This is a genomic window from Streptomyces racemochromogenes, from assembly GCF_044129415.1.
GTDB lineage: Bacteria > Actinomycetota > Actinomycetes > Streptomycetales > Streptomycetaceae > Streptomyces > Streptomyces racemochromogenes_A.
The window spans coordinates 1-20,479 of sequence record NZ_JBBDHD010000116.1 but is presented as its reverse complement, the minus strand read 5'-3'; the positions used below and the strand labels follow the sequence as shown (position 1 = coordinate 20,479).

Genomic DNA, 20,479 nt, shown 5'->3' with positions numbered 1-20,479 from the left:
GGGCCGCGGCCGCCGCGGCGGCCAGGGCGGACGGAGAGGACGGCGGCGAGGACGCCAAGGAGCCCGCGCGGGCCACCCCGGCCCCGGCTCCGGCCAAGCAGACGGCCCCCCGCACCTCCGGCGCCATGCTCGCCAAGGACGGCAAGCAGCTCAACCTGCGCTTCGTCCTGCCCGCCGGCCCCGGCTCGGAGGCCCTGCGCGCGGTCGGGGAGCGGATCTCCCGGACGCTCCAGAAGATCGGCATCAGCACCGAGACGACCAAGGTCCCGGACGAGAGCTTCTTCAAGGACCACATCGCCTCGGGCCAGTACGACCTGGCCCTGTACTCCTGGCCCGCGACGGCCTTCCCGGCCACCGACGCCCGGCCGATCTTCGCCAAGCCGGAGCCGGCCGCCGACGGCTCGCTGCTCGTGGAGCAGAACTACACCCGGGTCGGCACCGACCACATCGACCAGCTCTTCGACCAGGCGGCCGGCGAGCTGGACGAGGCGAAGGCCCGCGACCTGATGCGCAAGGCGGACGCCCGGATCTGGGCCGCGGCCGGCTCCATCCCGCTCTACCAGCGTCCCGAGCTGGTCGCCGCCAAGCCGGGCGTGGCCAACGCGGGCGCCTTCGGCCTCGGGGCGCCGCGGTTCCAGGACATCGGATGGAAGAAGCCCCCCACGGCCAAGGACGCGAAGAAGAAGTAGGAAGAAGAAGCAGTGCCGGCCGGGGCCGGAGCCGGCCCGGAAGGCGCCGCGGCGAAGAAGTGGTGAAAAAACGGGGCCTGTCGGGTTGACCGGCGGGTAGCAAGCTCAGAAGTGACTCAAGTTCCTTGCCCGCCGGATCCCCCGGCGGGCAAGGTCGTGGGTACCCGTTGACCCGCATGAACACAGGCCGTACCGACAGCCGGGACCCCCCACCCACGCCCCGGTTGTCCTCAGTCGTCCGGCCCCTTGACAGACCCCCCGGCAGGCGGTTCCTCCCGATCGACGTACGATGGGGTAAGGCCGTGGCAGGTTTCCGCCCGGCAGAGGCTCGCGTGCCAGGCCGTACGCGACGCCATCCACGATCCCGGGAGAAGCGCCGAAGTGCCCACGCGCCACGACATCCGTAACGTCGCCATCGTCGCCCACGTCGACCATGGCAAGACGACCATCGTCGATGCCATGCTCAAGCAGGCCGGTGCCTTCGCCGCCCACCAGCAGCTCGACGACCGCATGATGGACTCGAACGACCTGGAGCGTGAGAAGGGCATCACGATCCTCGCCAAGAACACGGCGGTGAAGTACCACCCCAAGGACGGCGGGGCCCCGATCACGATCAACATCATCGACACCCCCGGCCACGCCGACTTCGGTGGCGAGGTCGAGCGCGGTCTGTCGATGGTGGACGCCGTCGTCCTGCTGGTGGACGCCTCCGAGGGTCCGCTGCCGCAGACCCGCTTCGTGCTCCGCAAGGCCCTCCAGCAGCGCAAGCCGGTCATCCTCTGCATCAACAAGACGGACCGCCCGGACTCCCGGATCGACGAGGTCGTCAACGAGACCTACGACCTGTTCCTGGACCTGGACGCCGACGAGGACCAGATCGAGTTCCCGATCGTCTACGCCTGCGGCCGTGACGGCGTCGCCTCGCTGACCAAGCCGGAGGACGGCACCGTCCCCGCGGACAGCGACAACCTGGAGCCGTTCTTCTCGGCCATCCTGGAGCACGTGCCGGCCCCCGTGTACGACGAGGAGGCCCCCCTCCAGGCCCACGTCACCAACCTCGACGCCGACAACTTCCTCGGCCGCATCGCGCTGCTCCGCGTCGAGCAGGGCGAGCTGCGCAAGGGCCAGACCGTCGCGTGGATCAAGCGGGACGGCACCGTCTCCAACGTCCGCATCACCGAACTGATGATGACCGAGGCGCTCACCCGCAAGCCGGCCGAGGTCGCCGGCCCCGGTGACATCTGCGCCGTCGCCGGCATCCCCGACATCATGATCGGCGAGACCCTGGCCGACCCGGAGAACCCGATCGCGCTGCCGCTGATCACGGTGGACGAGCCGGCCATCTCCATGGTCATCGGCACCAACACCTCCCCGCTGGTCGGCCGCGGCGGCACGGGCAAGGGCGCGGACGCGAAGGCCGCGGTCAAGGACCGCAAGGTCACCGCCCGCCAGGTCAAGGACCGTCTGGACCGCGAGCTCATCGGCAACGTGTCGCTGCGCGTCCTGGACACCGACCGCCCGGACGCCTGGGAGGTCCAGGGCCGCGGTGAGCTCGCGCTGGCCATCCTGGTCGAGCAGATGCGCCGCGAGGGCTTCGAGCTGACCATCGGCAAGCCGCAGGTCGTCACCAAGGAGGTCGACGGCAAGACGTACGAGCCCGTCGAGCGCATGACGATCGACGTGCCCGAGGAGCACATGGGCGCCGTCACCCAGCTCATGGGCGTCCGCAAGGGCCGCATGGACAACATGTCGAACCACGGCTCCGGCTGGGTCCGCATGGAGTTCGTCGTCCCGTCGCGCGGTCTGATCGGCTTCCGCACGGAGTTCCTGACGAACACCCGCGGCACGGGCATCGCCCACTCCATCCACGAGGGCCACGAGCCGTGGTTCGGCAACCTGCAGACCCGCAACAACGGTTCGCTGGTCGCCGACCGCGCCGGTGCGGTCACCGCGTTCGCGATGACCAACCTCCAGGAGCGCGGCGTCCTGTTCACCGACCCCGGCACCGAGGTGTACGAGGGCATGATCGTCGGCGAGAACTCGCGCTCCGACGACATGGACGTGAACATCACCAAGGAGAAGAAGCTCACGAACATGCGGTCCTCCTCGGCCGACACGTTCGAGGCGATCGTCCCGCCGCGCAAGCTCTCCCTGGAGCAGTCCCTGGAGTTCTGCCGCGACGACGAGTGCGTCGAGGTGACCCCGGAGGCCGTGCGCATCCGCAAGGTCGTCCTGGACCAGAAGGAGCGCTCGCGCACCGCCTCCCGCGCCAAGTCGGCCAAGTAGTCTGCGCGTAGGCTCCTGGCCGAAACGCGTACGTTCGGCGACGGCCCCTCCCCGCACCGGTCCGGTGCGGGGAGGGGCCGTCGCCGTTTGTCAAACGGATTGTGTCGCTCATGTGTCCGCATACCGACCGTGACGCTCCGGAAGATGAACTAACCGTCCGTTTCGCACGTGTCTGTCTCCTATCCGTTTGTCCGGATTTCGGGTTTTCGCCATGCGGTGATGTTGTGAAAACGAGACCACTTAAGTGTGGTTTACGGTCTGGGCGTCCCTGAGGATGGCTCCATTGAGCTCGGGTCAATGGGTCACACGCTGTGGGGAGCGTCGACTCACGAGCACACACGACGGGACCGGATTTCGCTGTCAGGGGTGTCAGCGGATGACGGGCCCACATCATCGACAGTGACTCCTGAGGAGGCTATTACCCATGCGCGGAGCAACGAGCGCCAAGTGGGTCGTGGGTGCGGTTATCGTGGCGATGGCTGCCACGGCATGCAGCAGTGGCGACAAGGACAACAGCGGCGCGGGCCCCAAGGGCGGCACGTTCCGGATGGGCATCACCGAGCCCACCGCGATCGACCCCTTCAACTCGCAGGAGTCCGAGGGCGCGCTCATCACGCACAACCTCTTCACGGGTCTCTACAGCGCCACGGTCGACGGCAAGCTGAAGCCCGAACTCGCCGAGTCGGTCCAGACCAGCGACGACGGCAAGACCTGGACGTTCAAGATCAAGCAGGGCACGAAGTTCTCGAACGGCGAGCCCGTCGACGCCGAGTCCTTCGTCCGCGGCTGGACCCGTGTGGTCGCCAAGGACTCCGCCTCCGACGTGGCCTACCCCTTCGCGGGCGTCAACGGCTACAAGGAGCTCAACGGCGGCAGCGCCACCACCTTCGCCGGTGTGACCGCTCCGGACGCCAGCACCCTGAAGGTCGAGCTCTCCGAGGCCGACTTCGAGTTCGACAAGAAGACCGTGCACCAGGCCTTCAGCCCGGTCCCGAAGGTCGCCGGCGCCGCCAGCAACAAGGCGTACAACGACGCGCCGATCGGCAACGGCCCCTTCAAGATGGAGGGTTCGTGGCAGCACAACAAGTCCATCACCCTCGTCCGTAACGACGACTACGGCTTCGAGAAGGCCAAGCTCGCCAAGGTCGAGATCTCGATCCTGAACGCGGCCAACGGCTCCACCCTGGAGTACCAGGGCTTCCAGTCGGGCCAGTTCGACTGGGCCCGCATGCCCACGCCGCAGCTCCCGGTCGCGAAGGCCAAGTACGCGCCGAAGAAGCAGTGGATCGAGGCCGACACCAGCGGTGTCAACTACCTGGTCGCCTTCAACCAGGTCGCCCCGCTGAACAACCCCGACGCGCGCAAGGCGATCTCCTACGCGATCGACCGCGAGGCCATCGCCAAGGGTGTCTTCCAGGGCATGCAGAAGCCGGCCACCTCGGTCCTGCCGCCGTCCTTCGCGGACACCTACCAGGACGGCGTCTGCTCCTCCTGCGTCAAGCAGGACAAGGAGAAGGCCAAGCAGTACGCGGAGAAGGGCGGCCTGAAGCCGGGCACCGTCCTCGACTTCGGCTACAACACCGGTGCGGGCCACGAAGAGTGGGTCCAGGCCGTCGCGCAGCAGCTGAAGGACGTCCTCGGCCTCGACGTCAAGCTGAACGGCAAGCCGTTCAAGGAGGCCCTGGCCCAGCAGCAGGACAAGGGCACCGGCGGTCTGTGGCGCTCGGCCTGGGGCGCGGACTACCCGACCCCGGACAACTTCCTGTACCCGCTGCTCGACTCCGGTTCGATCAACGAGGACCCGGCGACGGGCAAGGCGGCCGGTGACAACCGCGGCCGTTACAACAACCCGAAGTTCGACGAGCTGATCACCAAGGCCCGCGGCACCAAGGACCCGGCGGCCCGCGCCGCGGTCTACAAGGAGGCCGAGAAGCTCGCGGTCGACGAGGAGCAGGGTCTCATCCCGCTGTGGAAGCGCACCCAGTTCCGTCTCGCGGCCAACGACAAGTTCAACAACATCCAGCTGGACTTCTTCGAGGACCCGAACCTCGCTGAGATCTCGGCCAAGTAAGAGCCTCCTCATCAACAGGTAGGCGAAGGTCGTGGGGCCCGGAGTCACACTTCGGCCCCACGGCCTTCGCTCAGTCCCGGGCGCACCCCTCTCTCTCGTCGATCCGCGCCCGGATGCGGCCAATCTCCCGATCGGATGATGCCGCCCACCCCCACGCTCGGTATGTAAAGGAGGCATCGTGGGAAGGTATGTGATCCGGCGGCTCGGACAGATGGTTGTCGTTCTCTTCGGTGCGACGGTTATCCTCTTCTGCTGTCTTTTCGTGCTCCCCGGCGACCCTGTGGGCTCGCTCGGCGGTGACAAGGCCCGTGACCCGGCCGTGGTCGAAGCGCTCCGCGAGCGCTACGGCCTCAACGATCCGCTCCCCGTCCAGTACGGGAACTTCGTCAAGAACCTCGCGCAGGGTGACCTCGGTGAGGACTACACCCAGCGCCGGCCGGTGACCGAGGTCCTCGCGCCGAAGCTCACGAACACCGCTGAGCTCGCGCTGGCCGCCATCGTCCTGGACATCCTGATCGGCCTGCTGGCGGGTCTGATCGCCGCGCTGTTCAGATACTCGTTCTGGGACGTGTTGATCACGCTCCTGACCACCATGGCCGTCGGCTTCCCGTCCTTCGTGATCGGCATGGTGCTCCAGAAGGTCTTCGTGGTCCAGCTCGACTGGGTCCCGCTGATCTCCGACGGGACCATGAAGTCGCTGATCCTGCCCGCCTTCACGCTGGCGATCCTCGACGCCGCCCTCGTGGCGCGGCTCATGCGCGGCACCATGCTTGAGGTGCTGCGGGCCGACTACGTGAAGACGGCCGTCGCCAAGGGTCTGCCCCGGCGGACCGTGCTCGTCAAGCACGTCATGCGCAACTCGATCATCCCGGTCGTCACCTACCTGGGTATCTCCTTCGGCTCGCTGCTCGGTGGCGCCCTGATCACCGAGGCGATCTTCAACTGGGACGGCATCGGGCTCGCCCTGGTGCAGGCGGTCCAGCAGCAGAACAACCCGATCATCATCGGCGTGGTGAGCTTCGGCGTCGCCGTGTTCGTTCTGCTGAACCTCATCGTCGACCTCTTGTACGCGGTCCTCGACCCGCGCATCCGTCTCGCCTGATCCAGGCAGCCCGTTCTAGGAGTTACCCATGACCGAGCTCACCAAGAGCGCATCGGTGGCGGGGGACGCGACCGCACCGGCGCAGGGCGCGAACGCGGAGGCCGAACCGGCCGTCGCCCGCGTGACCCAGTGGGGCGAGATCCGCCACCGCTTCCTCGCCAACAAGCTGGCCGTCGTCGGCCTCGGCCTCGTCCTGCTGCTGTTCCTCACCGCGATCTTCGCTCCGCTGATCGCGCCGCAGGACCCGCTGGCCCAGGACCTGACCAACACCCTTCAGGACCCGGGCAACGGTCACCTGCTGGGCACCGACGCGCTCGGCCGCGACCAGTTCTCCCGCATCATCTACGGCACCCGCATCGCCGTCATCATCGGCCTCGCGTCGATCGTCCTGGCGTGCCTCATCGGCATCGTCATCGGCGCACTGGCCGGCTACTTCGGCCGCGCCACCGACTCGGTGCTGATGCGCATCGCCGACGTCTTCTTCGCCTTCCCGCTGCTGATCGGCGCCATCGTCATCATCATCGTGATGGGCCGGGGCATCATGCCGGTGATCATCTCGCTGGCCGTCTTCTCCTGGCCGACGGTCTCCCGTCTGCTGCGCAGCTCGATCCTGTCGGTCCGCGAGGCCGACTACGTGCTGGCCGCCCGTGCCCTGGGCGCGGACACCCGCCGGATCATCCTGCGGCACATCATCCCCAACTCCATCGCCGCCGTGATGGCCTACGCCGCGTTCAGCGTCGGCGGCGCCATCGTGGCCGAGGCCTCGCTGTCCTTCCTGGGCGTGGGCGTCAGCCCCGAGGTCCCGGAGTGGGGCAACATGCTCGCCGCCGCCAAGGACTTCATGGGGGTCAAGGACTTCCTGTGGACCTACCCCAGCATCGCGATCGTGCTGACGGTCCTTGGCTTCGTATTCGTCGGTGACGGGCTCCGCGACGCCCTCGACCCGAAGCTGCGCTAGAAGGGCGGCACCACCGAAATGACTGCTTCAAGCATCACCGCAGACGTGCCCCGCCAGAGGGGCGGCGACTCCGAGGTGCCCGTTCTCGAAGTGCGTGACCTGCACGTCGAGTTCGCCACCCGCGAAGGCGTCGTCAAGGCCGTCAACGGCGTGAACTACAGCGTCTCCTCCGGCGAGACCCTGGCCGTGCTCGGCGAGTCCGGCTCGGGCAAGTCCGTGACCGCGCAGGCGATCATGGGCATCCTCGACTCGCCCCCCGGGCGGGTCGCCAAGGGCGAGATCCTCTTCCGCGGCGAGGACATCCTCAAGCTGCCGGAGAACGAGCGGCGCAAGCTGCGCGGCCCGAAGATGGCGATGATCTTCCAGGACGCGCTGTCCGCGCTGAACCCGGTCTTCTCCGTCGGCAACCAGCTGGGCGAGATGTTCCGCGTCCACCAGGGCATGTCGAAGAAGGACGCCAAGGTCAAGGCCATCGAGCTCATGGACCGGGTGAAGATCCCCGCGGCCAAGAGCCGGGTCAACGACTACCCGCACCAGTTCTCGGGCGGTATGCGCCAGCGCATCATGATCGCGATGGCACTCGCCCTGGAACCGGACCTGATCATCGCGGACGAGCCCACCACGGCGCTCGACGTGACGGTCCAGGCCCAGGTCATGGACCTGCTGGCGGACCTGCAGCGCGAGTACAACATGGGTCTGATCCTGATCACCCACGACCTCGGCGTCGTCGCCGACGTCGCGGACAAGATCGCCGTGATGTACGCGGGCCGCATCGTCGAGCAGGCTCCGGTCCACGAGCTGTACAAGCGCCCCGCGCACCCGTACACCCGTGGTCTGCTGGACTCGATCCCGCGCCTGGACCAGAAGGGCCAGGAGCTCTACGCGATCAAGGGTCTGCCGCCCAACCTGCTCAAGGCCCCCTCGGGCTGCGCCTTCAACCCGCGCTGCCCCAAGGCGCAGGACATCTGCCGCACCGAGATGCCGCCCCTGCTCCAGGTGACCGAGCAGGACGGCACCGAGCTGGCCGGCCGCGCCAGCGCCTGCCACTTCCGCGAGGAGCAGCTCCATGGCTGAGTTCGACAAGAAGGATGACGCCGTGGACGCCACCCCCGGTATCAGCGAGGTCGAGGTCGTCGAGGCGGCGACCGAGACGGCGGCCGTGGCCGCCATCGAGGCGCCCGTCGAGCGCGGCGAGCCGATCCTGCAGGTGCGCAACCTGGTCAAGCACTTCCCGCTGACTCAGGGCATCCTGTTCAAGAAGCAGATCGGCGCCGTCCGCGCGGTCGACGGGATCTCCTTCGACCTGCACCAGGGCGAGACCCTCGGCATCGTCGGCGAGTCCGGCTGCGGCAAGTCGACCGTCGCCAAGCTGCTGATGCTGCTGGAGACGGCGACGTCCGGCGAGGTCTTCTACAAGGGCCAGGACATCACGAAGCTGTCGGGCAAGGCCCTCAAGGCCGTGCGCCGCAACATCCAGATGGTCTTCCAGGACCCGTACACCTCGCTGAACCCGCGCATGACGGTCGGCGACATCATCGGCGAGCCCTTCGAGATCCACCCCGAGGTGGCCCCGAAGGGTGACCGGCGGCGCCGGGTCCAGGAGCTCCTGGACGTGGTGGGCCTCAACCCGGAGTACATCAACCGCTACCCGCACCAGTTCTCCGGCGGTCAGCGCCAGCGCATCGGCATCGCCCGCGGCCTCGCGCTCCAGCCCGAGATCATCATCTGCGACGAGCCGGTCTCCGCACTGGACGTGTCGGTGCAGGCGCAGGTCATCAACCTGATGGCGAAGCTCCAGGACGAGTTCAACCTGTCCTACATCTTCATCGCGCACGACCTCTCGATCGTCCGGCACATCTCGGACCGCGTGGGCGTCATGTACCTGGGCAAGATGGCCGAGATCGGCACCGACACCCAGATCTACGACCACCCCACCCACCCGTACACCCAGGCGCTGCTCTCCGCGGTGCCGGTGCCGGACCCGGCGGCCCGCGAGGGCCGCGAGCGGATCATCCTGACCGGTGACGTCCCGTCCCCGGCCAACCCGCCGTCGGGCTGCCGCTTCCGCACCCGCTGCTGGAAGGCGCAGGACATCTGCTCCACCGAGGTCCCGCTGCTCGCGGTCCCGGAGCGCTTCAAGGGCCAGGACTCCGCGGCCGCGCACGAGTCCGCGTGCCACTTCGCCGAGGAGAAGACGGTCCTGCCCGTCTGATCCCCCGCGCGCATCCCACCGGGCACGGCCGTTCGCGGCCGTGCCCGGTCGGCGTTCCCGGGGCCCGACGGGGCACCCGTACCAGGTCGGTAACGTGACCGCTCAGGTATGTTCTAGGGGTCCGGGCGTCCCCGAGGATGGCCCCATCGAGCTCGCGTCTCGGGTCAAGCGCTGTGGGGAGCGTCGGCTCACGAGCACATCGACAGTGACTCCTGAGGAGGCAATTTCCCATGCGTAGGGCAACGCGCGCCCAATGGGCCGCCGGCACCGTCGTGCTGGCGATGGCCATGGCGGCCTGCGGCGGCGGAGACGACCCGGCGGCCGGCGGCCGGATGGGCGGCCACATCAGCGTGCGGCTGAGCGAGCCGCAGCACGGGCTGGTGGGCCAGAACACCGGTGAGTCCGAGGGCGCCGAGGTGCTCCACGCGCTCTTCACCGGCCTGGTCTCGTACGACGACAAGACCAGCGAGCCGAAGCTCGCCGTCGCCGAGTCCATCGAGACGACGGACTCCAAGACCTGGACGATCAAGCTGAAGGACGGCTTCACGTTCCACAACGGCGAGAAGGTCGACGCGCAGTCGTTCGTCCGTGCCTGGAACTGGGGCGCCAACCAGGAGAACAACGCCGAGGCGATGGGCTTCTTCTCCAAGATCGAGGGCTCCGACGAGCTGGCCCCGGGCAAGGGCAAGACCCCCACGGCCAAGGAGCTCAAGGGCCTCAAGATCGTCGACAGCAAGACCTTCGTCGTGACGCTGAAGGCTCCGTTCTCCCAGTTCAAGACCGTGCTGGGCTACAACGCCTTCTACCCGCTGCCCAAGGCCTTCGAGGCGGACCCGCAGAAGTTCGGCGAGGCGCCGATCGGCAACGGCCCGTTCCAGATGGACGGCCGGTGGGAGCACAACAAGCAGATCAAGGTCAAGAAGTACGACAAGTACCCCACCGACGGCCGGGCCAAGCTCGACGGCGTCACCTTCAAGATCTACGACAACCTGGACACCGCCTACGCCGACCTGCAGGCGGGCAAGCTCCAGATAGTCGACAAGCTGCCGGTCACCGCGCTGCCCACCGTCTCCCAGGAGTTCGGCGAGCGCTACATCTACAAGCCGGAAGCCTCCATCGGCTACATCGGCCTCCCGCTGGAGGCCAACCCCGAGGCCTTCGGCAAGGCGGACATCCGCAAGGCGATCTCGATGGCGATCGACCGCGACACCATCGCCAAGAGCATCTTCAACGGCACCCGCAAGCCGGCCGACGACTTCATCAGCCCCATCGTGCCCGGCTACCGCAAGGGCGCCCTGGGCGAGGCCGGGCTCTTCAACCCGGTCAAGGCCAGGGAGCTGTTCCAGCGCGCCGGCGGCATCCCCGGCAACCGGATGGAACTCGGCTACGACGCCGACAGCGACAACAAGGAGTGGATCGAGGCCGTCGCCGCCCAGCTGAAGACGAACCTCGGCATCGAGGTCGTCCCGAAGCCCTTCCCGAAGATCGGCGACATGCTGGACGAGCTGAAGGCCCAGAAGTTCGAGGGCGCCTTCCGCACGGGCTGGGCCATGGACTACCCGGCGGCCGAGGACTACCTGCGTCCGGTGTTCTCCAAGGAGGCCATCGCCAACGGCTCCAACTTCGGCCACTACAAGAGCGAGGAGTTCGAGGCGGCCCTCGCCGCCGCCGACCGCTCCACCGACCCGGCCGACAGCCTGAAGCTCTACCAGAAGGCCGACGACATCGTCATCCGGGACCTGCCCTACATCCCGGTGTTCACCTACATGTCCGCCGCGGCCTACTCCAAGAACGTGACGCACGTCGAGGTCGACGCCCAGGGCCGCATGGACCTCGCCAACGTCCAGCTCACCTGAGACCCGGCCCGCCCCCGCCGGCCCGGGGGCGGGCAAAGCCGGTTGCGGCCGTCCGCCGCGGCCGCCGACAGTGGGCGGATGGCCAACGACACGCTGACCGTCCGCCCCGCCGGTCCCGGGGACGCCCAGGACATCTGCGCCCTGCTCAACGCCGTCGACCTCGCCGAGATCGGCAGACCCGAGACCGACCTCGGCAGCGTCGAGGCCGACCTCAACCATCCCGGCGTCGACCTGGCCACCGACTCCTGGCTCGCCTTCCGGGGCGGCCGGCTCGTCGCCTACGCCCTGGTGTGGGCCGACTCCGGCCCGGGTCTGGTCGACGGCGACCACTACGTCCTGCCCGGCCACGACCGGGCCGCGCTGGCGCTGCTGCGCCGGATGGAGGACCGGGCCCGCCGGATGGCCTCCGGCACCGGACGCGGCGCCCGGCTCCGCCTCCAGCTGCACGTCCGCCCCACCCTCGACCTCACCCTCCTGACCGGTCGCGGCTACCGCGGGGTGCGCCGGTACCAGGTGATGACCCGCCCCCTGTCGCCCGCCGCCGACCTGCCGCCCGCCCCGCTCGGCGGCCTGGTCCTGCGCGACTGCGCCGGCGACGAGGCCGACCGGCGCCGCGCCCACGCCCTGGTCGAGGAGACGTTCGCCGCCCACTTCGGGCACGCGCACCGCACGTACGAGGGCTGGCTCGACCACATCGACGGCCGCCGCCTCGACTGGTCGCTGGTGTGGATCGCCAGCCTGCCCGCCGAGGGCGACACGGCCGTCCTCGTCACCCGCGACGACCGCACCAGCATGGGCTGGATCAGCCACATCGGCGTACGCGAGGACCTGCGCGGCCACGGGATCGGCTCCCACCTCCTGCGCCACGGCTTCGCCGCCTACGCCGCCCGCGGGCGCGACACCCTGGGCCTGGGCGTGGACACCCTCAACGAGACCGGGGCCCTGGCCCTGTACGAGGCACACGGCATGGCCCTGCACTACGCCGTCGACACCTGGGAGCTCGGCTTGCACCCCCAGGGGTGACAGGCGGGGGACGCGAGGGTGCAAAAGGGCCAACCCGGAGTGAAAGGGCCGCTCCATAGGGTGACATAGCCCCTAAGTGAGTCTTGGGACCCCTAGGAGGCAGTCCATGCGCGGAGCCACCCACGCCCAGTGGGCCGCATGTGCGGTGGCCGTCGCCCTCGCGGCGACGGCCTGCGGCGGCGGGAGCGACGGCGGCGGGGGCGGTGGCGGCGCGGCGGGGATCGTCAGCTCCTCCTGGGGCGACCCGCAGAACCCCCTGGAGCCGGCCAACACCAACGAGGTGCAGGGCGGCAAGGTCCTCGACATGCTCTTCCGCGGCCTCAAGCGCTATGACGCCAAGACCGGCGAGGCCCACAACATGGTCGCCGAGAAGATCGAGACCACCGACAGCCAGAACTTCACCATCACCCTGAAGGACGGCTGGAAGTTCAGCAACGGCGAACCGGTCACCGCCCAGTCCTTCGTCGACGCGTGGAACTACGCGGCGAACGTGCGCAACAAACAGAACAACGCCACCTTCTTCGCCAGCATCGTCGGCTACGAGGACCTGCACCCCGCCTCCGGCGAGCCCAAGGCGAAGACCATGTCCGGACTGGTGGTCAAGGACTCCAAGACCTTCACCGTCGCCCTGAAGTCGAAGTTCTCCACCTGGCCCGAGACCCTCGGCTACCAGGCCTTCTCCCCGTTGCCCAAGGCCTTCTTCACCGACCATTCCGGCTGGCTCGACAAGCCCGTCGGCAACGGCCCCTACACGGTGGACTCGTACACCAAGGGCACCGGCATGAAGCTGCGCAAGTGGGACGGCTACACCGGCCCCGACCCGGCGCAGAACGGCGGTGTGGACCTCAAGGTCTACACCGACAACAACACCGCCTACACCGATCTGATCTCGGGCAACCTCGACCTCGTCGACGACATCCCGGCCCAGCAGCTGAAGAACGTCAAGAACGACCTCGGCGACCGGTACATCAACCAGCCCGCCCTCATCATCCAGACCCTCACCTTCCCCCTGTACGACCCTCAGTGGAGCAAGGAGGGCGCGGACAAGGTCCGGCGCGGCATCTCCATGGCGATCAACCGCGACGAGATCACCGAGCAGATCTTCCGCGAGACCCGCACCCCGGCCAAGGACTGGACCTCGCCCGCCCTCGGCGAGAAGGGCGGCTTCAACGCCACGCTCTGCGGCGACGCCTGCAAGTTCAACCCCGCCGAGGCCAAGAAGCTCATCCAGGAGGGCGGCGGCCTGCCCGGCGGCAAGATGACCCTCACCTCGAACGTGGACACCGGCTCGCACCGGGACTGGATGGAAGCCGTCTGCAACAGCGTCAACAACGCCCTGGGCGAGGGTCCCGTCTGCACCGTCAACCCCGTCGGCACCTTCGCGGACTTCCGCAACCAGCAGAGCGCGTACAAACTGACCGGTCCCTTCCGCTCCGGCTGGCAGGCCGACTACCCGCTCATCCAGAACTTCCTCCAGCCGCTGTACTACACCGGCGCCTCCTCCAACTACGGCAAGTTCAGCAGCCCCGACTTCGACAAGCTCGTCGACGAGGCGAACCAGGAGAGCGACACCGCCAAGGCCGTGGCGAAGTTCCAGGACGCCGAGAAGATCCTCGCCGAGCAGATGCCGGCCATCCCCCTCTGGTACCAGAACGGCAGCGCCGGGCACTCCGAGCGGATCTCCGACGTCGCCCTGAACCAGTTCAGCGTCCCCGTCTACAACGAGATCAAGGTCAGCTGACCCCCGCCGGCCCACCCGACACCCTGGAGCATCCATGGGACGTTACGTGATCCGGCGGCTGCTCCAGATGATCCCCGTGTTCATCGGCAGCACCTTCCTGATCTTCTTCATGGTCTACGCCCTCGGCGACCCCGTGGCCGCCCTCTTCGGGGACAAGGCCCCCGACCCCGCCACCGCCGCCCGCATCCGCAAGGACCTCTACCTCGACCGGCCCCTGTGGCAGCAGTACGTCCACTACATGGGGCAGATCTTCAAGGGCGACTTCGGCACGGCCTTCAACGGTCAGTCGGTCACGGATCTGATGGCCACCGCCTTCCCCGTCACCCTCCGCCTGACCTGCGTCGCGATCCTCATCGAGATCGTCGTCGGCATCACCCTCGGCGTGGTCAGCGGACTGCGCCGGGGCAAGACGGTCGACACCACCCTGCTGGTGGCCACTCTCGTCGTCATCTCGGTGCCCACCTTCGTCACCGGCTACCTGCTCCAGTACCTCTTCGGCGTCAAATGGGGCTGGGTGCGCCCCACCGTCTCCCCGGACGCCCCCTTCGACGAGCTGATCCTGCCCGGCATCGTCCTCGCCCTGGTCTCCCTCGCCTACGTCACCCGCCTCTCGCGGACCTCCATCGCCGAGAACGCCAAGGCCGACTACGTCCGCACCGCCGTCGCCAAGGGACTGCCGCGCCGCCGGGTCGTCGGCCGCCACCTGCTGCGCAACTCCCTCATCCCGGTGGTCACCTTCATCGGCACCGACATCGGCGCCCTCATGGGCGGCGCCATCGTCACCGAGCGGATCTTCAACATCCACGGCGTCGGCTACCAGCTCTACCAGGGCATCCTGCGCGGCAACTCGCCCACCGTGGTGGGCTTCGTGACCATCCTCGTCATCGTCTTCCTCGTGGCGAACCTCCTCGTCGACCTGCTCTACGCGGTCCTGGACCCGAGGATCCGCTATGCCTGAACCCGAACCACAGCCCTACGACCCGGTGGGACCGGGCGAGAACGAGGCCGTCGCCCCGACCGGGCAGGGAGGTGCCATGGACCTCGCCCTGGACGAGGCCGAGAGCCTGGAGAAGCCGCTCGACCCCGACCCCTCCGCGCCCCGCGAACGGGCCCGCTCCCTGTGGTCCGACGCCTGGCACCAGCTGCGCCGCAACCCCGTCTTCGTCATCTCCTCCCTCTTCATCCTCTTCCTCGTGGTCATCTCCCTGTGGCCGCAGCTCATCGCGAGCGGCGACCCGCTCCACTGCGAGCTGTCCAAATCGCAGCAGGGCTCCTCTCCCGGACACCCCTTCGGCTACGACACGCAGGGCTGCGACGTCTACACCCGCACCGTGTACGGGGCCCGCGCCTCCATCACCGTCGGCATCTGCGCCACCCTCGGCGCCGCCCTGCTCGGCTCCGCCCTCGGCGGGCTCGCCGGGTTCTTCGGCGGCTGGGGCGACTCCCTGCTCTCCCGCGTGGCGGACATCTTCTTCGGGATCCCCGTCATCCTCGGAGGGCTCGTCTTCCTGTCCGTGGTCACCGGCACCACCGTCTGGCCGGTGGTCGGCTTCATCGTGCTCCTCGGCTGGCCCCAGCTCGCCCGCATCGCCCGCGGCTCGGTGATCACCGCCAAACAGAACGACTACGTCCAGGCCGCCCGGGCCCTCGGCGCCGGCAACGCCCGCGTCCTGCTGCGACACGTCGCGCCCAACGCCGTCGCCCCCGTCATCGTCGTCGCCACCATCGCCCTGGGCACCTACATCGCCCTGGAGGCCACCCTGTCCTTCCTCGGGGTGGGCCTGCGCCCGCCGACCGTCTCCTGGGGCATCGACATCTCCAACGCCGCCTCCCAGATCCGCAACGCCCCGCACATGCTGCTCTGGCCGGCCCTGGCCCTGAGCCTGACCGTGCTCGCCTTCATCATGCTCGGCGACGCGGTGCGCGACGCCCTCGACCCCAAGCTGCGCTGAGGAGTGAGCCGCCAGATGCTGCTCGAAGTCCGCGACCTGCACGTGGAGTTCACCACCCGCGACGGGGTCGCCAAGGCCGTCAACGGGGTGAACTACGCGGTGGACGAGGGGGAGACGCTCGCCGTGCTCGGCGAATCGGGCTCCGGGAAGTCGGTGACGGCCCAGGCCGTGATGGGGATCCTCGAAACGCCGCCCGGCCGGATCGCGGGCGGCCAGATCCTCTTCAAGGGCAAGGACCTGCTGAAGATGAAGGAGGAGGAGCGCAGGAGGATCCGCGGCGCCGAGATGGCGATGATCTTCCAGGACGCCCTCTCCTCCCTCAACCCCGTCCTCAGCGTCGGTGCCCAGCTCGGCGAGATGTTCGAGATCCACCGCGGCATGTCCCGCAAGGACTCCCGTGCCAAGGCCGTCGAGCTGATGGACCGGGTGAAGATCCCCGCCGCCCGCCAGCGCGTGGGGGACTACCCGCACCAGTTCTCCGGCGGCATGCGCCAGCGCATCATGATCGCCATGGCGCTGGCCCTGGAACCCTCGCTGATCATCGCCGACGAGCCCACCACCGCCCTCGACGTCACCGTCCAGGCCCAGGTCATGGACCTGCTCGCCGAACTCCAGCGGGAACTCGCCATGGGGCTGATCCTGATCACCCACGACCTCGGCGTCGTCGCCGACGTCGCCGACAGGATCGCCGTCATGTACGCGGGCCGGATCGTCGAGTCCGCCCCCGTCCACGCCGTCTACACGGCACCCGCCCACCCCTACACCCGGGGCCTGCTGGACTCGATCCCGCGCCTGGACCAGAAGGGCCAGGAGCTGTACGCCATCAAGGGCCTGCCCCCGAACCTGCTGGCCATCCCGCCCGGCTGCGCCTTCAACCCGCGCTGCCCGATGGCCCGCCCCGTCTGCCGCACCGAGGTCCCGCCGCTCGCGGAGGTCGCCCCGGACCGGGCCAGCGCCTGCTTCTTCTGGAAGGAGTGCCTCGGTGGCTGAGCCCCTCCTGGAGGTCCGCGACCTCGTCAAGCACTACCCCCTCACCCAGGGCATCCTCTTCAAGAAGCAGATCGGCGCGGTCAAGGCCGTCGACGGGGTCTCCTTCGCCCTCGCGGCCGGCGAGACCCTCGGCATCGTCGGCGAGTCCGGCTGCGGCAAGTCCACCGTGGCCAGGATGCTCGTCCACCTGGAGCGTCCGACCGCCGGGTCGATCTCGTACAAGGGCGAGGACATCACGAAACTGTCGGGCAAGGCCCTCAAGGCCGTGCGCCGCAACATCCAGATGGTCTTCCAGGACCCGTACACCTCGCTGAACCCGCGCATGACGGTCGGCGACATCATCGGCGAGCCGTACGAGATCCACCCCGAGGCGGCTCCCAGGGGCGACCGGCGGCGCCGGGTCCAGGAGCTCCTGGACGTGGTCGGCCTCAACCCGGAGTACATCAACCGCTACCCGCACCAGTTCTCCGGCGGCCAGCGCCAGCGCATCGGCATCGCCCGCGGCCTGGCCCTGCGGCCGGAGGTCATCGTCGCGGACGAGCCGGTCTCCGCCCTCGACGTCTCCGTCCAGGCCCAGGTGGTCAACCTCCTCGCCCGCCTCCAGGCCGACTTCGGCCTCTCCTACGTCTTCATCGCCCACGACCTCTCGATCGTCCGGCACATCTCCGACCGGGTCGGGGTCATGTACCTCGGCCGGATCGTGGAGACCGGTACCGACGCCCAGATCTACGAACACCCCACCCACCCCTACACCCAGGCGCTGCTCTCCGCCGTGCCGGTGCCCGACCCCGAGGCCCGCGCCCACCGGGACCGGATCCTGCTCTCCGGGGACGTGCCCTCCCCGGCCAACCCGCCGTCGGGCTGCCGCTTCCGCACCCGCTGCTGGAAGGCCGAATCCCGCTGCGCCACGGAGGTGCCGCCGCTGGCCGTCCCCCCGGTCTTCCCCTCGGGGCCCGCGGCCCATCCGTCGGCCTGCCACTTCGCCGCGGAACGGCGGGTGGTCCCCGCGCACGGCGAACTGCCGCCCCCTCCGGCCCCGCTGAAGGAGGAGTAGGGCACGGCCGGAAGGCGCCGGAGGCCGATCATTTCCAGCCACCCCGCATAGTCCGCCCGGGGGGCGGCCCTCCGGATCCAACCCGCCCGGAGAGAGGTCGACTTGACCGATTCTGCCCCGAGTTTCGCTCCCGGCCGGCCGGGCCGGATACCACCGTACGGGCCCCGGCGGCCGGACGGACGGGCGCGCGGACCGCCCGTCCGGCATTTCCGCGCCCCCCGGTGTGCGCGGGATGCGCCCCTCGTGCTGCCGGAATTCGACCGATGCGCTGGTACGGATAGTTATGATCCGTAGCGCACGGTGGGTATGAATCGCCGAGCACGAGTACGCGTACCGATGTCCGCTCGACGTGGAGGTGAAACGCCGTGGCGCTATCGATCTCGGCCGTGGTGCTGCTGGCGATCGTCGTCTTCCTTCTGGTCCGGAGGTCGGGACTGAAGGCGGGGCACGCGTTCGTCTGCGTCCTGCTCGGGTTCTACCTGGCGAGTTCCACGGTGGCTCCCACCCTCAGCCAGCTCACCTCGAACGTGGCGAACATGATCAGTGGCCTCAAGCTGTAGGTGCTGCTCGTAGGCTGACCCCATGAACGGTCTTCCCGCCCGTCGTCTGCTCCTCGTGCACGCGCACCCCGACGACGAGTCGATCAACAACGGCGTCACCATGGCCAAGTACGCGGCCGAGGGCGCCCACGTCGCGCTGGTGACCTGCACCCTCGGCGAGGAGGGCGAGGTCATCCCGCCCGAGCTGGCCCACCTCGCGCCGGACCGCGACGACACCCTCGGCCCCTTCCGGGTCGGCGAGCTCGCCGCCGCCATGAAGGAGCTCGGGGTCACCGACCACCGCTTCCTCGGCGGCGCCGGCCGCTTCCGGGACTCGGGGATGATGGGCGCCCCGCAGAACGCCCGCCCCGGCGCCTTCTGGTCCGCGGGCGTGGACGAGGCGGCCGACCACCTCGTCGCCGTCATCCGGGAGCTGCGCCCGCAGGTCCTCGTCACCTACGACCCGGACGGCGGCTACGGCCACCCCGACCACATCCAGGCCCACCGCGTCGCCATGCGCGGGGCCGAGCTGGCCGCGGACCCCGCCCACCGTCCCGAGCTGGGCGCCGCGCACGCCATCGCGAAGGTGTACTGGAACCGGGTCCCGCTCTCCGTCGTCGAGGAGGGCTTCGCGCGGCTGCGGGAGCTGGGCGCCGAACTGCCCTTCCCCGGCCTCGCCACCCCGGCCGACGTCCCCGGGGTGGTCGCCGACGCGCGGATCACCGCCGAGATCGGCGACGCGGAGGGCGAGCGGCGGCTGGCGGAGGCCAAGGCGGCCGCCATGCGGGCGCACGCCACCCAGATCGCCGTGGACGGCCCCTTCTTCGCGCTCTCCAACGACCTGGCCCAGCCGCTGTTCGCCCGCGAGTACTACGAGTTGGCCGTCGGGGAGCCCGGAGCCCCGGCCGGCGAGCGGGAGCGGGACCTCTTCGCGGGGGTGGAGGCGTGAGCACACCGCTGACCGCCGGGCGGATCGCCGCCCTGCTGGGCCTGCTCGTGGCGGGCACGGTCACCGGACTGGCCGGCTGGCTCGTGGTGGACCTGTGGTTCCCGGCCGGGCTGCTGCTCGCCGTACTGGCCCTCCTCGGGCTCTTCCTCGGGGCCCGGATCGCCCTCGGCGGCGGCCTCGGCGTGGGTGTCGCGGCGGCCGGCTGGTTCCTCTCGTACGTCCTCCTCGGCGTCCCGCGCCCCGAAGGGGACTTCCTGCTCGGTTCCTCCGGAATGGGTATGTACGCATACCTTTTGGGCGGAAGTGCGGTCGCTGTGATCTGTGCCACGATGCGCGGTCCGGTGGAACCGCCTGTTTCGGCCGTGAAAACGCGCGGTTGACGGGCCGCTGAACTCCCGCTCCCCCCGATCGGGGACGGGTTGCGGGGGTTTGACGGGCCCTCGGAGAAGGGGCTCCGGAGGGCTAAGAGGAACCTTTCATTCCCCGGGGTCAGTTGCGTGCGCGCGGCGGCCAGTATGGTGGACGGGCCGCCGAGCTGCCCGCGCACGGCACGCGGGCGGCGGAGCCAACCGGGAGAACCTGCCTTGAGTCGTGAAACTGACAGTTCGTCCCCCGGGCCCCAAGGGCACGGTGGAGCCGCCTACCCCTCGGGTACGCCGCCGTATGGAACCGGCCAGTCCGCGCCCACGTCCCTGCCGCCTCGGCCTGGCGCGGCGACCGCCCCGGAGGAGAATCCTGTGACGTCGAACCCGTCCACGCCCGATACCGACGGGCCGAAGACCGAGACCACCCTGACGACCCGGATCCGGATCAACATCCCGGGTTCCCGGCCGATCCCGCCGGTGGTCGTCCGCAAGCCGGTGAAGGACGCCTCGGACGAGGCCGCCGCCGGTTCCGCCGACTCCGAGTCGGCTCCGCGCGGCCAGGCCCCGGCTCCGCGCGGCCAGGCCCCGGCCCCCGCGCGCGCCGCCCTGCCCTCGCGGCCCGGCGCCCGCCCCGTCCTACGGCGCCCCGGTCCAGCAGCAGCCGCCCGCCCCCGCGCCGTACGCCCCGCAGC

16 protein-coding genes and 2 pseudogenes are annotated in these 20,479 nt (G+C 69.3%); all 18 read left to right on the top strand.

Annotated features, from left to right (window positions below):
- A pseudogene (locus tag WDV06_RS29860) lies at window positions 1–689 on the top strand (ABC transporter family substrate-binding protein); the annotation flags it as partial.
- Window positions 690–1,070: 381 nt separating this feature from the next.
- Window positions 1,071–2,975, top strand: coding sequence for a translational GTPase TypA (gene typA / locus WDV06_RS29855; RefSeq protein WP_395512917.1), 1,905 nt, complete (start codon window positions 1,071–1,073; stop codon window positions 2,973–2,975).
- A gap of 424 nt (window positions 2,976–3,399) precedes the next feature.
- Window positions 3,400–5,046, top strand: a complete 1,647-nt coding sequence (locus WDV06_RS29850) for a peptide ABC transporter substrate-binding protein (protein ID WP_395512916.1) — start codon at window positions 3,400–3,402, stop codon at window positions 5,044–5,046.
- 178 nt (window positions 5,047–5,224) lie between these two features.
- Complete coding sequence (locus WDV06_RS29845) at window positions 5,225–6,148, top strand: ABC transporter permease (RefSeq protein ID WP_395512915.1); 924 nt, start codon at window positions 5,225–5,227, stop codon at window positions 6,146–6,148.
- A gap of 28 nt (window positions 6,149–6,176) precedes the next feature.
- A complete protein-coding gene (locus WDV06_RS29840; protein WP_395512914.1) occupies window positions 6,177–7,106 on the top strand; it encodes an ABC transporter permease in 930 nt (309 codons plus the stop codon).
- An 18-nt stretch (window positions 7,107–7,124) separates the two neighbouring features.
- Window positions 7,125–8,180: an ABC transporter ATP-binding protein gene (locus tag WDV06_RS29835; RefSeq protein WP_395512913.1), complete on the top strand. Its 1,056-nt coding sequence runs from the start codon at window positions 7,125–7,127 to the stop codon at window positions 8,178–8,180.
- Entirely contained in the window at window positions 8,173–9,318 is a 1,146-nt protein-coding gene (locus WDV06_RS29830) for an ABC transporter ATP-binding protein (protein ID WP_395512912.1), read from the top strand. The genes WDV06_RS29835 and WDV06_RS29830 overlap by 8 nt, the downstream gene beginning before the upstream one ends.
- 230 nt (window positions 9,319–9,548) lie before the next feature.
- Window positions 9,549–11,174 carry a peptide ABC transporter substrate-binding protein gene (locus WDV06_RS29825; protein ID WP_395512911.1) on the top strand — a complete coding sequence of 542 codons (1,626 nt, stop codon included), beginning with the start codon at window positions 9,549–9,551 and terminating at the stop codon, window positions 11,172–11,174.
- 78 nt (window positions 11,175–11,252) lie between these two features.
- On the top strand, window positions 11,253–12,197 hold the full coding sequence (locus WDV06_RS29820) for a GNAT family N-acetyltransferase (protein ID WP_395512910.1): 945 nt from the start codon (window positions 11,253–11,255) through the stop codon (window positions 12,195–12,197).
- Window positions 12,198–12,303: 106 nt separating this feature from the next.
- Window positions 12,304–13,938 carry a peptide ABC transporter substrate-binding protein gene (locus WDV06_RS29815; RefSeq protein WP_395512909.1) on the top strand — a complete coding sequence of 545 codons (1,635 nt, stop codon included), beginning with the start codon at window positions 12,304–12,306 and terminating at the stop codon, window positions 13,936–13,938.
- Between the two features lie 34 nt (window positions 13,939–13,972).
- Window positions 13,973–14,896, top strand: a complete 924-nt coding sequence (locus tag WDV06_RS29810; RefSeq protein ID WP_395512908.1) for an ABC transporter permease — start codon at window positions 13,973–13,975, stop codon at window positions 14,894–14,896.
- The gene (locus tag WDV06_RS29805) at window positions 14,889–15,890 is read left to right on the top strand and encodes an ABC transporter permease (RefSeq protein ID WP_395512907.1); all 1,002 of its coding nucleotides are present in this window, start codon (window positions 14,889–14,891) and stop codon (window positions 15,888–15,890) included. Before WDV06_RS29810 ends, WDV06_RS29805 begins: the two co-directional genes overlap by 8 nt.
- Window positions 15,891–15,905: 15 nt before the next feature.
- Window positions 15,906–16,880 (top strand): ABC transporter ATP-binding protein, encoded by a 975-nt coding sequence (locus WDV06_RS29800; RefSeq protein WP_395512906.1) that lies wholly within the window; start codon window positions 15,906–15,908, stop codon window positions 16,878–16,880.
- A complete protein-coding gene (locus WDV06_RS29795) occupies window positions 16,873–17,934 on the top strand; it encodes an ABC transporter ATP-binding protein (RefSeq protein ID WP_395512905.1) in 1,062 nt (353 codons plus the stop codon). Before WDV06_RS29800 ends, WDV06_RS29795 begins: the two co-directional genes overlap by 8 nt.
- A gap of 365 nt (window positions 17,935–18,299) precedes the next feature.
- Window positions 18,300–18,494 carry a hypothetical protein gene (locus WDV06_RS29790; RefSeq protein WP_042809907.1) on the top strand — a complete coding sequence of 65 codons (195 nt, stop codon included), beginning with the start codon at window positions 18,300–18,302 and terminating at the stop codon, window positions 18,492–18,494.
- A gap of 22 nt (window positions 18,495–18,516) precedes the next feature.
- Complete coding sequence (mshB, locus tag WDV06_RS29785) at window positions 18,517–19,422, top strand: N-acetyl-1-D-myo-inositol-2-amino-2-deoxy-alpha-D-glucopyranoside deacetylase (protein ID WP_395512904.1); 906 nt, start codon at window positions 18,517–18,519, stop codon at window positions 19,420–19,422.
- A complete protein-coding gene (locus WDV06_RS29780) occupies window positions 19,419–19,802 on the top strand; it encodes a DUF6113 family protein (RefSeq protein ID WP_395512903.1) in 384 nt (127 codons plus the stop codon). The genes mshB and WDV06_RS29780 overlap by 4 nt, the downstream gene beginning before the upstream one ends.
- Window positions 19,803–20,159: 357 nt before the next feature.
- A pseudogene (locus WDV06_RS29775) lies at window positions 20,160–20,479 on the top strand (hypothetical protein); the annotation flags it as partial.